The organism is Salipiger bermudensis (assembly GCF_020171625.1).
GTDB classification, from domain to species: Bacteria; Pseudomonadota; Alphaproteobacteria; order Rhodobacterales; family Rhodobacteraceae; genus Salipiger; species Salipiger bermudensis_B.
Map to the genome: position 1 here is coordinate 349,891 of NZ_JAIUZY010000001.1, position 14,089 is coordinate 363,979.

General features: G+C 65.6%; 9 protein-coding genes. 5 read left to right on the forward strand and 4 right to left on the reverse strand.

Going from position 1 to position 14,089, the window contains the following annotated elements:
* The first annotated feature begins 203 nt into the window (after positions 1 to 203).
* The gene (locus LCM15_RS01655; protein ID WP_224852490.1) at positions 204 to 473 is read left to right on the forward strand and encodes an usg protein; all 270 of its coding nucleotides are present in this window, start codon (positions 204 to 206) and stop codon (positions 471 to 473) included.
* A gap of 335 nt (positions 474 to 808) precedes the next feature.
* On the opposite strand, the gene LCM15_RS01660 is transcribed toward LCM15_RS01655, so the two are convergent.
* Complete coding sequence (locus LCM15_RS01660) at positions 809 to 1,363, reverse strand: YSC84-related protein (protein ID WP_224852491.1); 555 nt, start codon at positions 1,361 to 1,363, stop codon at positions 809 to 811.
* A 138-nt stretch (positions 1,364 to 1,501) separates the two neighbouring features.
* Entirely contained in the window at positions 1,502 to 2,500 is a 999-nt protein-coding gene (hemB, locus tag LCM15_RS01665; RefSeq protein ID WP_224852492.1) for a porphobilinogen synthase, read from the reverse strand.
* A gap of 231 nt (positions 2,501 to 2,731) precedes the next feature.
* Between hemB and LCM15_RS01670 the strand changes: the two genes are divergently transcribed.
* From LCM15_RS01670 to LCM15_RS01685, 4 genes are all read left to right on the forward strand, one after another.
* The gene (locus LCM15_RS01670) at positions 2,732 to 3,253 is read left to right on the forward strand and encodes a component of SufBCD complex (protein ID WP_224852493.1); all 522 of its coding nucleotides are present in this window, start codon (positions 2,732 to 2,734) and stop codon (positions 3,251 to 3,253) included.
* A 347-nt stretch (positions 3,254 to 3,600) separates the two neighbouring features.
* A complete protein-coding gene (gene mfd, locus LCM15_RS01675) occupies positions 3,601 to 7,077 on the forward strand; it encodes a transcription-repair coupling factor (protein ID WP_224852494.1) in 3,477 nt (1,158 codons plus the stop codon).
* 392 nt (positions 7,078 to 7,469) lie between these two features.
* Entirely contained in the window at positions 7,470 to 9,203 is a 1,734-nt protein-coding gene (locus tag LCM15_RS01680; protein ID WP_224852495.1) for an alpha-amylase family glycosyl hydrolase, read from the forward strand.
* A 779-nt stretch (positions 9,204 to 9,982) separates the two neighbouring features.
* Positions 9,983 to 11,533: a Hint domain-containing protein gene (locus LCM15_RS01685; RefSeq protein WP_224852496.1), complete on the forward strand. Its 1,551-nt coding sequence runs from the start codon at positions 9,983 to 9,985 to the stop codon at positions 11,531 to 11,533.
* 252 nt (positions 11,534 to 11,785) lie between these two features.
* On the opposite strand, the gene LCM15_RS01690 is transcribed toward LCM15_RS01685, so the two are convergent.
* Together LCM15_RS01690 and LCM15_RS01695 are read right to left on the reverse strand one after the other, a co-directional pair.
* Entirely contained in the window at positions 11,786 to 13,213 is a 1,428-nt protein-coding gene (locus LCM15_RS01690) for a TRAP transporter large permease (RefSeq protein WP_224852497.1), read from the reverse strand.
* Position 13,214: 1 nt separating this feature from the next.
* Entirely contained in the window at positions 13,215 to 14,012 is a 798-nt protein-coding gene (locus LCM15_RS01695) for a TRAP transporter small permease subunit (protein WP_224852498.1), read from the reverse strand.
* Positions 14,013 to 14,089: the final 77 nt, after the last annotated feature.

Genomic DNA, 14,089 nt, shown 5'->3' on the forward strand with positions numbered 1-14,089 from the left:
CGTGTCGGTCACGATGCTCGCCTGTCCGTTATTATGCTATATCTTGTGAGAGAGGCTTATATCAGATGCAGGATATGGGGCGCAATGGCAGCGGCGCGACAAAACTGGCAGCCACGGGGATCAGATGCTAACAACCTGTTTTAATTGAAAAAAGAGGAGCATCGCGGCAGGCTTTAAGCACGAAGAAAAGCCGAGGTAAAGCGATGCAGGAAACACCCACCGAACTGATGCTCAAGGGCTATGGCCTGACGACGGCGGAGATCTTCTACCGGATGCCCGATTACCGCCACGTTCTCAATACCTTCGTCTGGCAGGACTACGACCTCGCCCCGGACCACCCGCGGCTGTTCAGGTTCGTCGAGTTCTGGCAGGACGAGATCGAGGGTCCGCTGCACTCGATCCGCTTCACCCACCGCAAGATGCTGTCCTCCGGCGAATGGCGGCACGTGGTGGGCGAATTCACGTACCACTGACGCAGCCCGGTGTGGCGGGGGCGGGGAGGGGCGCTGCCCCTCTTTCGCCGGCGGGCCTGCGAAATTCACCCCGAGGTATTTCAAGAACCAGAGAAGAGGCGGGCGTCGGTCTGTCCGGTCACCCCCCGCCACGGCGGGCGAGGGGCTTCTCCGGTTGCGGTCATCGGCGCCTCCGCCTGTACCGCCCCTCGTCACTAGCGCGTTAAGGTTAATGATCCGTTCCCGACGCCGGCGCTTCTTTGGTTCGAAAATACCTTCGGGGGGTGAATTCGCGGATGCGAAGAGGGGGGCAGACAGCCCCCCTTACGCCCGCTGATCCAGGTGCGTGGCCGGGATCAGGGAATGATCCGGGTGTATTTCGTACCTTCGAGCGTGGCGCCAAGGCGCAGCCCGGACTGACCGAAGATCACCGCGATCACCGGCGAGAGCGAGGTGGTGGTTTCCGCCGAGAGCGTGTCGCCGCGTTCCGGGGTGGCGTATTCGATATTCGCAGCGGCCGCCCAGCCCGGCGAGCGGCGGAAGTTGGCGAGCGCGTCGTCGGTCATGAAGAACAGCACATGCGCATATTGCTGGGCGCCGATCTGCAGACCGCCGGAGCCGCGCACCATCGAGTAGTAATCGACCGTGGCGCCGCCGACGCGCAGCGCGCCGCGCCCGTAGGCGCCGCCGAGGCCGAGACCGGCCTCTGTCACCAGCGGCATCACCAGCATCCCGGCGGCCTTCTGGCCGAGATCGACGGTGCCCGGAAACTGCGAGTACATCTGGCTCAGCGTGCTGTCCACGCGCGCGTCGATCGTGGCCGAGCCGGAGCTGCCAATGCCGTTGCCGCAGGCTGCGAGAAGCGGCAGCGCCGCCAGTCCGAGGGTAAAGCTGCGTCGGGTCATCATCATGGGGGTGCTGGTATCCTGTCTTGCCGATGCCTCTGGTCCGGCTGTCCCGCCGGTTTACATGTCGTGGTTATACGCTGCAAATGCGGGCCTGTCACGGCGCAAGCGCGCTTTGCAGCAGCGCCTGCGGCATTCCGCTTCTCAGCCGTTCAGCAGCCGGGCCGCCTGCGGTGCGAAATAGGTCAGCACCCCGTCGCAGCCGGCGCGCTTGAACGCCATCAGGCTCTCGAGCATCACCCGGTCGTGGTCGAGCCAGCCACGCTCGATCGCCCCCGCCAGCATCGCGTATTCGCCCGACACCTGGTAGGCGAAGGTCGGGGCGCCGAACATCTCCTTGGCGCGACGGCAGATGTCGAGATAGGGCATCCCAGGCTTGATCATCACCATGTCGGCGCCCTCGGACAGGTCACGCTCGATCAGCCGCATCGCCTCGTCGGAATTGCCCGGCATCATCTGGTAGCCGCTCTTGTCGCCCTTCAGCGCCCCCGCGGCGCCGACCGCGTCGCGGAACGGCCCGTAGAAGGCCGAGGCGTACTTGGCGGAGTAGGACAGCAGAAGCGTGTTGCGGAAGCCCTCGGCCTCGAGCGCCGTGCGCATCGCGCCGATGCGCCCGTCCATCATGTCCGAGGGGCCGATCATGTCGGCCCCGGCGCGGGCCTGGCTCAGCGCCTGCTTGACCAGCGCCTCGACGGTCTCGTCATTGACGATCTCGCCATCGACCACGAACCCGTCATGGCCGTTGCTGTTGTAGGGGTCGAGCGCCACGTCGGTCATCACCGCGATCTCCGGCACCGCGTCCTTGATCGCGCGGGTGGCGCGGTTGGAGAGGTTCTCCGGGTTCCAGGCCTCGGCGCAGTCCTCGGTCCTGAGCGTCGCGGGCGTGTAGGGGAACAGGCAGATCGCCGGGATGCCGAGCGCATGGGCCTCGCGCGCCGCCTCGACGACCTTGTCGACCGAGAGGCGGTTGACCCCGGGCATCGAGGCCACCGGCTCGACCACGCCCTCGCCGTCGCGCACGAAGACCGGCCAGATGAAATCCGCCGGGCTCAGGGTGGTCTCCGCCGTCAGGGCGCGGATCGCCGGGGACTTGCGCAGCCGGCGCAGCCGGGTGGCGGGAAAGGGGGCCTGGGTGGGGAGCATGTCCGGTTCCTCGGTGTCGTGGGCGGCGTCTTCGGCGCGATACCCCCGTCGAATGCACCCCCGGCGGGGGGCTTGTCCAGACCCGCCGAGGGAGACTTCGCGTCGCAGCCCGGGCCGCGGCGCGGCGCTGCGGGCACAGGCGGGGCCTCATTCCCCGGCGCGGGGGGCGGGCTCTGGGCAAGCGGCAACAGGCGGGCTAGAAGGCGCAAAACGGATTTCGCGAGGCACGCAGTGGATTGGTACCGGATCGTTCTTGAAACCATCGACATGCGCTCGTTCTCGAACCTCTGGTTCTGGATCGCGCTGGCGGTGGTCTGGTCGACCGCGAGCCACTGGGTGCTCGGCGTGCCCTTTGACATGGTGATGCGCGCCCGCCGCCACGGCGGCCAGGCCGAGCGCGACCTCGAGGATATGGTCCGGATCAACGTGAACCGCCTGCTCTTCATCACCGAACAGGCCGGGGTCTGGGGCGTGGCACTGGTCTCGGCGCTGCTGTCGATGCTGGCGGTCTCGGGCTTCGGCTACGCGGTGGAGCTGGCGCAGGCGCTGTTTCTGCTGGCCTTCCCGATGTCGCTGGTCGGGCTGATGAGCATCGGCACCGCGGAGAGGATCCGCGGGACGGGTCTTACGGGCGAGCCGCTGCGGCGCAAGCTTGCCGCGCATCGGTTCTGGGTTCAGGTGATCGGTCTGATCTCGATCCTCGTCACGGCGCTCTGGGGCATGGCGCAGAACATGTCCTTCGCGGTGCTCTGAGCAAGGGCTTTCCTGAACCGCGCCGAGCGTGCCGCGCCCTGCGTTCCTCGATAGGGTCTGACGGTCCCTAAGACGCCCCCGAGCGCGACATGCCGTGCGTCTCACTCTGCGCGATGACCACTTTACTGTTTACTGTAGCCAAAGAGAGACAACCCGAGCGCGCTATCGGGCCTGACGCTCCATTCGACGCGCGCAAGCGCGACATGCCGTGCAACTCGGTCCAAGCGCGAACGTCCCTCGACCACGCCCAAAACGCGACAGCCCGTGCGCCCGGCCACGCCCCACGCGCGCAAAGCCGCGCTATGAGCGGTTGACGGCGCCGCGTGCGCGCGCCACATCCCATTCCCATGTTACAGTCCCGCATCACCATGGGCGGCGCGCCCGAAGGCTTCGACGCGAAGCTGATCCTGGCCGAGGTCGAAAAGGCCGCCGGTCCCGTCATTCACGTCGCCCGCGACGACAAGCGCATGGCGGCGCTGCAGGAGGCGCTGGCCTTCTTCGCGCCCGACATGCCGGTGGTGCGGTTCCCGGCCTGGGACTGCCTACCGTATGATAGGGTCTCGCCCAATCCCGACATCTCGGCGGCGCGCATGTCGACGCTGGCGGCGCTGGTTCACGCCATGCCGCAGCGCTTCGTGCTGCTGACCACGCTGTCGGCGGCGATGCAGTACATTCCCGCGCGCGAGCTGCTGCGCGATGCCGCGTTCTCGGCCCGGGTCGGCGACCGCATCGACGAAAAGGCGCTGCGCGATTTCCTCGTGCGCATGGGGTTCTCGCAGGCCCCCACGGTGACCGAGCCCGGCGATTACGCCATTCGCGGCGGCATCATCGATATCTTTCCGCCGGGCGAGGGCGGGCCGGTGCGGCTCGACCTGTTCGGCGACGTGCTCGACGGCGCGCGGCGCTTCGATGCGGTCTCCCAGCGCACCACGGAACAGCTCGACCTGATCGAGCTAGCGCCGGTCTCGGAGGTGATCCTCGACGAGGCGGCGATCACCCGGTTCCGGCAGAACTACCGCATCGAGTTCGGCGCCGGCGGCAGCGACGATCCGCTTTACGAGGCGGTCAGCGCCGGGCGCAAGCAGCAGGGCATGGAGCACTGGCTGCCGTTCTTCCACGAGCGGCTCGAGACGCTGTTCGACTACCTGCCGGGCGTGCCGCTCTTGATGGACGACCAGCTCACCCCCGCGCGTCTGGCGCGGTGGGAAAGCATCGAGGACCAGTACCAGACCCGCCGCCACGCCATGGCGCAGAAGGGCCGGATCGACTCGGTCTACAAGCCGGTGCCGCCGGGCCAGCTTTACCTCGATGACACCGCCTGGGAGATGGCCACCGAGGGCCGCCGCGTGGTGCAGTTCCATCCGCTGCCGCAATCCAGCGGGCCGGGCGTCGTCGATGCCGGCGGGCGCATCGGGCGCAGTTTCGCGCCCGAACGTCAGCAGGAAAACGTCAGCATCTTCGGAGCGCTGGCGGATCACGTGAAGACGAAGATGCAGGACGGCCCGGTGCTCATCGCGTCGTGGTCCGAAGGCGCGCGCGAGCGCCTGACGGGCCTGATCGAGGACGAGGGGCTGGCCGAGGCGATCCCGATCGGCAACGGCACGCGGATCGGCAAGCGCGGCCTGCATCTGGCGGTCTGGGCGCTGGAGACCGGCTTCGAGGCGCCGTGGGAGCAAGCCGGCAAGGGCCAGCGCCTGACGGTGATCTCCGAGCAGGACGTGCTGGGCGACCGGCTGATCCGCGCGCCGAAGAAGCGCCGGAAGGCCGAGAACTTCCTCACCGAGGCGCAATCCCTGACGCCGGGCAACCTCGTGGTGCATGTCGATCATGGCATCGGGCGCTATCAGGGCATGGAGGTGATCTCTGCCGCCGGCGCCGCGCATGAGTGCCTGCTGCTGGAATATGCCGAGGGCGCGCGGCTCTATCTCCCGGTCGAGAACATCGAACTGCTGTCGCGCTACGGCCATGACGAGGGTCTGCTCGACCGGCTCGGCGGTGGGGCGTGGCAGGCCAAGAAGGCCCGCCTCAAGGAGCGCATCCGCGAGATGGCGGACAAGCTCATCCGCGTCGCGGCCGAGCGGGCACTGCGCAAGGCGCCGATCATCGACCCGCCGCCCGGCGCGTGGGAGAGCTTCTGCGCGCGCTTCCCCTATACCGAGACCGACGACCAGATCGGCGCCATCGAGGACGTGCTGCAGGACATGACCAGCGGCAACCCGATGGACCGGCTGATCTGCGGCGACGTGGGCTTCGGCAAGACCGAGGTCGCCATGCGCGCGGCCTTTGTCGCCGCCATGTCCGGCGTGCAGGTGGCGGTGATCGCGCCGACCACGCTGCTGGCGCGCCAGCACTACAAGAGCTTTGCCGAGCGCTTCCGTGGCTTCCCGATCAACGTGGCGCCGCTGTCGCGCTTCGTCAGCTCGGGGCAGGCGGCCAAGACTCGCGACGGCATCACCAAGGGCACCGTCGACATCGCCGTCGGCACCCACGCGCTTCTGGCCAAGAATATCCGCTTCCAGAACCTCGGTCTGCTGATCATCGACGAGGAGCAGCATTTCGGCGTCGGCCACAAGGAGCGGCTCAAGCAGCTGCGCTCCGACATCCACGTGCTGACGCTGACCGCGACACCGATCCCGCGCACGCTGCAACTGTCGCTGTCGGGCGTGCGGGACCTGTCGATCATCGGCACGCCGCCGGTGGACCGGCTGTCGATCCGCACCTACGTCTCCGAGTTCGACGCGGTCACCATCCGCGAGGCGCTGCTGCGCGAGCATTATCGCGGCGGCCAGAGCTTCTACGTGGTGCCGCGGATCTCGGACCTCGCCGAGATCGAGGAGTTCCTGCGCGATCAGGTGCCCGAGGTGTCCTATGTGGTGGCGCATGGCCAGATGGCCGCGGGCGAGCTCGACGATCGGATGAACGCCTTCTACGACGGCAAGTTCGATGTGCTGCTGGCCACCACCATCGTGGAGTCGGGCCTCGATATCCCGACCGCCAATACCATGGTGGTGCATCGCTCGGACATGTTCGGCCTGTCGCAGCTCTACCAGATCCGGGGCCGGGTCGGGCGCTCGAAAACCCGCGCCTATGCCTATCTCACCACCCAGCCGCGCGCCAAGCTGACCGACACCGCGCAGAAGCGTCTGCGCGTGCTGGGCTCGCTCGACACGCTGGGGGCTGGCTTCACGCTGGCCTCGCAGGATCTCGACATTCGCGGCGCCGGCAACCTGCTCGGCGAAGAGCAGTCGGGGCAGATGCGCGATGTGGGCTACGAGCTTTACCAGTCGATGCTCGAGGAGGCGATCGCCAAGATCAAGTCCGGCGAGATGGAGGGGCTGCTTGACGATGACGGCCAGTGGGCGCCGCAGATCAATCTCGGCGTGCCGGTGCTGATCCCCGAGGACTACGTGCCCGATCTCGACGTGCGTCTCGGCCTCTACCGGCGCCTGTCGGAGCTGTCGACCAAGGTGGAGCTGGAGGGCTTTGCCGCGGAGCTCATCGACCGGTTCGGCAAGCTGCCGAAGGAGGTCAACACGCTGCTGCTGATCGTGCGCATCAAGAACATGTGCAAGCGTGCCGGCATCGCCAAGCTCGATGGTGGCCCCAAGGGCGCGACGATCCAGTTCCACAACGACAAGTTCGCCAAGCCCGAGGGGCTGGTCTCGTTCATCCAGGACCCGAACAACCACGCCAAGATCAAGGACAACAAGATCGTGGTGCGGCGCGACTGGGCCAAGGACAGCGACAAGATCAAGGGCGCCTACGCCATCGCCCGCGATCTGGCCGAGAAGGCCGGTGCCATCCGTCTGCGCAAGGACGCCTGAGCCGGCGCGCGTGCGCCGGAGGAGCGTCGGCGCGGAGGCGCGCAACAGGCATGACGTGCGGCCGTCCCCAACAGGCGGCCGCGGCGTCCGGCACGGCCAACCGCGCGGCGCGCGGTCGTCAAATCCGGTGGATGCAGGACGGGGCAGCGCCGCCCGGCGACATCTGACCCCGACGTGCCGATCGGCTCGGCAGGGCGCTGCGAGATGCCTTTTCGGGCACTCGCTTCGCTTCTCCCGCCCAGCAAAGCGCCGGGCAGCTTTTCCCTTGTGAAAGCAGTTTGAAGGCCTTAACCGAAAATAAAAGCGTCCTGTCGCATCTCGCGCGTAGGGGAGCCGTCCCGTTCCGCATGTGTGCCAGCGGCCCCTGCCAGACCGGGAGACCAAGGGATTCCATGACCGAGAGCACTTTCAGCGCCAGACTGGCTTCGCTGCTTCACTTCATCTACCCCGACGTGGACGCTCACATTCTCGGCAGTCAGGTGGTCGAAGCCTTCTGGCCTGAAGACACCCATCGCCGCCGCAAGCCGCGCAAGCCGGGCAACAATCTCTGGACCCAGAACGACGCGTTGCTGATCACCTATGGCGACAGCCTGATCGACGGCCATCACAAGCCGCTCGACCTGATGCACGACTTCCTGCTTTCCCATATGAAGGGGGTGGTGAACGGGGTGCATATCCTGCCGTTCTTCCCCTACACCTCGGATGACGGCTTCGCGGTGACCGATTACCGCAAGGTGAACCCGCAGCTGGGCGAATGGGCCGACATCACCCGCATCGGCAGTGAATTCCACCTGATGTCGGATCTCGTGCTGAACCACGTCTCGAGCCAAGGTGTCTGGTTCAACGCCTACCGGCAGGGCCAGAAGCCCTACGACAAGTTCTTCTTCGAGGCCGACCCGTCCGACGATGTCTCGATGGTCACGCGTCCGCGCACCACGCCGCTGCTGCAGGAGGTCGAGACCGCGATGGGCACCCGCTATGTCTGGTGCACCTTCAGCCACGACCAGATCGATCTCGATTTCCGCAACCCGGACGTGCTGCTCGAGATCGTGCGCATCATCCGTCTGCATATCGACAAGGGCGTGCGGATCATCCGCCTCGATGCGGTGGCCTTCCTGTGGAAGGAGCTTGGCACGACCTGCATTCACCTGCCGCAGACCCATGCGGTGATCCAGCTGATGCGGCTGCTGATGGATTACGCCACCGAGACGGTGATCCTGCTGACCGAGACCAACGTGCCCAAGGCCGAGAACCTGAGCTATTTCGGCCACCGCAACGAGGCACACATCGTCTACAACTTCCCGCTGCCGCCGCTGACGCTGCACGCGATGATGTCGGGCTCGGCGCGCTATCTCAACGATTGGCAGCGCCGGATGCCGCCGGCGCCGCTGGGCTGCGCCTATCTCAACTTCACCGCAAGCCATGACGGCATCGGGATGCGCCCCGCCGAAGGGTTGCTACCGCCCGCCGAGATCGGGCAGATCATCGACACCATCCATGAGGTCGGCGGCAAGGTCTCGATGCGCTCGCTGCCCGGAGGGGGCGAGGCGCCCTACGAGCTCAACTGCACCTTCTTCGAGGCGATGGGGCGCACCTTCAACGGCACCGACGATCTGCATATCGAGCGTTTCCTGTGCTCGCAGACCATTCCGATGTCGCTCGAGGGCATTCCGGCGTTCTACATCCACTCGATGCTGGCCACGTCCAACGATCTCGACGCGGTCGAGCGCCGCGGCATGAACCGGGCGATCAACCGGCACCGCTGGGACTATCCCGAGCTGCAGGAAAAGCTCGCCGATCCCGAGACCATCCATGCCCGCGTGCTCGCGGCGCTGTCCGAGCGACTGAAGCTGCGGGCACAACAGCCGGGCTTCCACCCCAACGCGACGCAGTTCACGCTGAGCGTGGATGACCGCATCTTCGGGCTCTGGCGGCAGTCGCTGGACCGCGCGCAGTCGATCTTTGCGCTGCACAATGTCAGCGGCGAGACCGTCGAGATCCCCCATGAGGATCTGAACCTGATCGCCGACGAAAACTGGGTCGACCTGCTCAGCGGCGAGACCGTCGAGGCCGGACCGGTGACGATGGCCCCGTATCAATGCCGCTGGATCACCAACCTCGTGTGATCGGTGCGAACCTGATCGTGTCCAGAAAGTGGCGCAGATCCGGCTGGGGGTGGGGTCGCGGAATTTTTAGCCCGTGCTCGTTGTCGGCACTGGCCCAATCATTGCCGCAATTGTGGCGTTTCAGCCCGGTTGATTCGGGGCGCGCCGGGTGGGATTTGCAAAAATTGCTCGAAATGACGCTCTGCAGGGCGAATTGAACACGTTTCGGGAACAGGTCGCGCCACATTTGTGACCAGTTCCGCTCGGTCACAGCACTCGCGCGATGTGCGAAAAAGTCTGCCCTCAGGTTGTGCGGCGTTCCGGCGCTTACGTCGCATGTCCTTACGTTAACGGCTCGTTTACTTGAGTTAATCGCGCATCGACGCTCACTCAGCAGAAACGGAATTCAACTATCGGATTAGTGATCGCCCTAGCGTTGCGCGTCAATTTGTCAACTATGCGTTGTAAGGTGCCCAGAATATGCCTTTTTTTCCTTTGAGCGAATGAACGACCGGGTTTAGAAGATCCACAAGCCAGACTGCGGCTTACAAGATAAGACCACGGGGGCGGCCGCTGACCTGTCAGGCATCTGCAAGGATGCGAGGGATGCGTATGGAGGTTTGCCCTCCGCCGCCGATTGTTGCTTTTCGTTCTCACCCTGTGTGGGGGCGTCAACAACAGCGACCCCTTCGTGACCTTGCAAGCCAGACGAGCGAAATAATGGTGATGGCGTTTTGCGCCGTCAAAGTGCGTTGAGTTCCGGGTCCGCCCCGGTTGTAAGGTAATGAGGGTCGAATTTAATGGCTGATCTGGTTCTGGACTGGAGTTTGCTTGGTGCCTACGGCACCGATCTCGAGAACACCGCATCCGACGGGGTGACCGCAAGCGTGGAGACCGGCGGCGTCGCCGTGGACATCACCTACACCGCCCAGGATGAGGGCGCGCAGGCCTTCACGGTGAACTTCACCGGCTACGTGCCGGAGGGGTCGGACACCGACGCGAACTCGCATCTCAAGCTGCTCGGCGCCGGCGGGAACGGGGGCGGCAGCACGACCGCCACCTCGACCACCGTGCTGAACTTCAGCTCGAGCAACGAGCTCTACGGCGACGAGGTGCAGAACGTCTCGTTCCTGCTCAACGACGTCGATGGCGGCGCGGGCGGCGACTTGGGCGATCTGCTCGACTACACGGCTGCGACCGGTGGAAGCTTCGAGGACAACGTGACCGTTCTCGCCTATGACGCGCAGGGCAACCCGGTCGACGTGACGCTCACGGCGCTGGGGGCGGGCACCAGCGTCGACGGCGACACCGCCACCGGCAGCGAGGTCACGGATTTCGCCGAGCAGGACGGCACGCTTCAGGTGTCGATCGCTGGCCCGGTCTCGCGCATCGAGATCGTCTACGCCAATGGCGGCGATCAGGAGCAGGGCGTTCTGATCTCGGATGTCGACTTTTCGACCACCGATCCGGAACTGCCCCCGGAAGACGACGGCAACCGCCCGCCCGAGGCGATTGACGACATGATCACCGTGACCGCGTCTGAGCCCGAGACGTTCGACCCGTCGGCAAACGACACCGACCCCGACGGCGACACGCTGACCATCACCTCGGTCGGCGAGGCGCAGCACGGCAGCGTGACGTTGAACCCCGACGGCACCGTGACCTATGTCGCGGACGAGGGCTTCAACGGCAACGACAGCTACGAATACACCATCGACGACGGCCACGGCGGCACCGACACCGGCAATGTCACGATCGACGTGCTGCCGTGTTTCACTCCGGGCACGCTGATCGCCACGCCGCAGGGCGAGCGCCTCGTCGAGGATCTCGAGGTCGGCGACCGCGTCATCACCCGCGACAACGGCATCCAGCAAATCCGCTGGATCGGTCGCAAGGAGCTGACCGGCTTCGAGCTGTCCCGCAAGCCGCACCTCAAGCCGGTGCTGATCCAGCAAGGCGCGCTTGGCAAGAACCTGCCCGAGCACGACCTGCTCGTATCGCCGAACCACCGCGTGCTGGTCGCCAATGACAAGACCGCGCTCTATTTCGAAGAGCGCGAAGTGCTCGCGGCGGCGAAGCACCTGACCGGTCTCGACGGCGTCGACGAGGTCGAGACGCTCGGCGTCACCTACATCCACATGATGTTCGACACCCACGAAGTGGTTCTGTCGAACGGCGCGTGGACCGAGAGCTTCCAGCCCGGCGACCTGTCGCTGCGCGGCATCGGTGACGAACAGCGTCAGGAGATCTTCGAGCTGTTCCCCGAGCTCGAGCACGCCGAGGGCCTCGAGGCTTACGGCGCCGCGCGCCGCTCGCTGAAGAAGCACGAGGCGCAGCTGCTCACCGCCTGAAGCGGGGCGGGGCCGGACGCGGTATGCGGTCCGGCGCACCTCGAACCGGCGTTAGTACGATCTTAGGGAAACGGAGCGGTGAAGACCGCTCCGTTTTCTTTTGCGCGATGCCGGGGTTGGGCCTGTCGCCAACACGTAGGTGGCGGGAGCGGCGAACATGCCCAAGGCGGCTTGGATCAGTCGGCAGGAAAAAGGCCGCGCCCGGAGGGGGCGCGGCCTGTGTTCTCAGAAGCTGTCGGGGCGCAGCCGCGCTCAGTTGCCGTAGGCCACCGAGGGCAGCCACGTGGTCAGTTGCGGGAACTCGAACACGATGAACAGGCCGATCAGCTGCAGGATCACGAAGGGCACGATCCCGCGATAGATGTGCGACAGCGACACCCCCGGCGGGCAGACGCCCTTGAGGTAGAACAGCGCAAAGCCCACCGGTGGCGTCAGGAACGAGGTCTGCAGGGTCACCGCCACGAGAATGGCGAACCACACGACCTGCGGGTCGCGCACTTGGTCATAGCCCGGGACCGCCAGCTCCAACCCCTGAATGATCGGCAGCATCAGCGGCATGATGATGATGGTGATCTCGATCCAGTCGAGCAGGAAGCCGAGGCAGAACACGATGAACAGGATGAAGGCCAAGGTCCAGTAGGGGCTGTCGAAGGCCGAGAGCACCAGCTCCTGCACGATCTCGTCGCCGCCATAGCGGCGCAGCACGTAGGCGAAGAAGTTGGCCGCAAGGAAGATGCCGACGATATAGCCCGAGGTGTTGAGCGTTGAGCGGGCCACCTCGCGGAAGACCTTCCAGTTCAGTTTGCGAGCAAACAGCGCCAGAAGCGTCGCGCCGAAGGCCCCGAGGCCCGAGGCTTCGGTGGGGGTCGCGAGGCCCACGAAGATCGATCCCAGCACCAGCAGGATCAGGAACATCGGCGGCACCACCGCGACCAGCACCTCCTTCACCTCGCTCCATCCGACGCGGGAGCTGCGCTCGGGCGCCGGCATCGCGTCTGGCGCGATGAACCCGTAGACCACGATGAACACGATGTAGAGCGCGCCGAGGATCAGGCCCGGGAACAGCGCGCCCATGAACAGGTCGCCAAGCGAGATCGCAAGCTGGTCCGACATGATGACCAGCATGATCGAGGGCGGGATCAGGATGCCCAGCGTCCCGGCCGAGGCGATGGTGCCGGTGGCGATGGGCTTGGAGTAGTTCTGCGCCATCATCGCAGGCAGGGCCATCACGCCGAGCAGCGTCACCGAGGCGCCGATCACGCCGGTCGAGGCGGCAAGGATGATGCCGATCAGCAGCACGGTCAGCGACAGCCCGCCGCGCAACCCGCCGAACAGCTTCTGCATGGCGTGCATCATGCGCTGCGCCACGCCGGACTGGTCGAGCATCAGGCCCATGTAGATGAACATCGGCAGCGCCACGAGCACCGGGTTCTTGATGGTGTTGCCGAAGATCCGCCCCGACAGCGCCTGCAGCTTGCGATAATCGATGCCGGTGCGGTCGAAGGCCATGATCTCGCCCCAGAAGCGGCGATAGGGATCGAGCCCGATCTCGGCGATCAGCACGAAGACGAGGCTCACGCCGACAAGGGCAAAGGCCACCGGGATGCCGCGGAACAGCATCCAGATGAAGGTGGCGAACATCGCCGCGACGGCGATTTCGTTGATGGTCAGCCACTCCATGTCAGGCGTCCTTGCGGTCGAAGAGGCGCGCCACGACGATGGCGACGACGGTCAGGATGAGGGCGATGAGGATGGTCCAGCGCATCTCGTGCTGGCCGAACTCCCATGCGTCGAAGATCGGCAGGCGGCTCACGTCGCGGGCGCTCATCTCGGGATCGCGGGTGGCGTAGGCGACGCCGAAGATGGCGTAGTAGCACACGAGGTTGATGGCATAGGCCACCGACGGGAACGCGAAGAGCAGCTGTTTCCACAGCGCCGGGCGGGTGAGCTTTGCAAGCAGGCGAACATAGGCCGACCACACCGCGATGGCGACGAAGATGAAGGCCAGGTTCATGAAGCCCTTCATGATCCAGAGATTGTGCAGCCCGTTGGGGCTGTCGGAACCTTCGTCGGCGCGGATCGAGGTCAGCGCGTAATCGAGCGTCACGTCCCAGCACAGCAGGATGAACGGCAGGAACAGCCAGACAAGCCCGAGGATGTCGGTGCGGATGCGCTTTCTCTGCTCGAAGTTGTCGTAGAAGATATCGACCCGCACGTGGCTGTTGGTGGTCACCGCGTAGCCGATCCCCATCAACACCGCGGCGCCGTAGAGCCACCACTGCAGATCGTCGAGCCAGGCCTGATTGTGGCCCATCTGGCGCAGCACCACCTGCGCACAGATCGCGATCATCAGGATCGGGAACAGCCATGCGGCCAGGTTCGAAACCTGGATGACGAAACGGTCGCCACGATTATGGTCTGCGCGCCCGATCTCTCCCGGATCGGAGATCGCGGCCACGACCTCGGTTTGCTCGCTCATCGAGCCTGCCTCCCTCAAGCATGTATGGCCGGGACGGAGATGCCGCCCCGGCCTTGGTCGGTATGGCTGACGCCGGG

What these genes read in the sequence shown, in the direction of transcription:
- LCM15_RS01655 (WP_224852490.1), top strand. Translation starts at nt 204, where the DNA reads ATGCAGGAAACACCCACCGAACTGATGCTCAAGGGCTATGGCCTGACG.
- LCM15_RS01685 (WP_224852496.1), top strand. Translation starts at nt 9,983, where the DNA reads ATGGCTGATCTGGTTCTGGACTGGAGTTTGCTTGGTGCCTACGGCACC.
- hemB (WP_224852492.1), bottom strand. Translation starts at nt 2,500, where the DNA reads ATGCTCCCCACCCAGGCCCCCTTTCCCGCCACCCGGCTGCGCCGGCTG.
- LCM15_RS01690 (WP_224852497.1), bottom strand. Translation starts at nt 13,213, where the DNA reads ATGGAGTGGCTGACCATCAACGAAATCGCCGTCGCGGCGATGTTCGCC.
- LCM15_RS01695 (WP_224852498.1), bottom strand. Translation starts at nt 14,012, where the DNA reads ATGAGCGAGCAAACCGAGGTCGTGGCCGCGATCTCCGATCCGGGAGAG.
- LCM15_RS01660 (WP_224852491.1), bottom strand. Translation starts at nt 1,363, where the DNA reads ATGATGATGACCCGACGCAGCTTTACCCTCGGACTGGCGGCGCTGCCG.
- mfd (WP_224852494.1), top strand. Translation starts at nt 3,601, where the DNA reads ATGTTACAGTCCCGCATCACCATGGGCGGCGCGCCCGAAGGCTTCGAC.
- LCM15_RS01680 (WP_224852495.1), top strand. Translation starts at nt 7,470, where the DNA reads ATGACCGAGAGCACTTTCAGCGCCAGACTGGCTTCGCTGCTTCACTTC.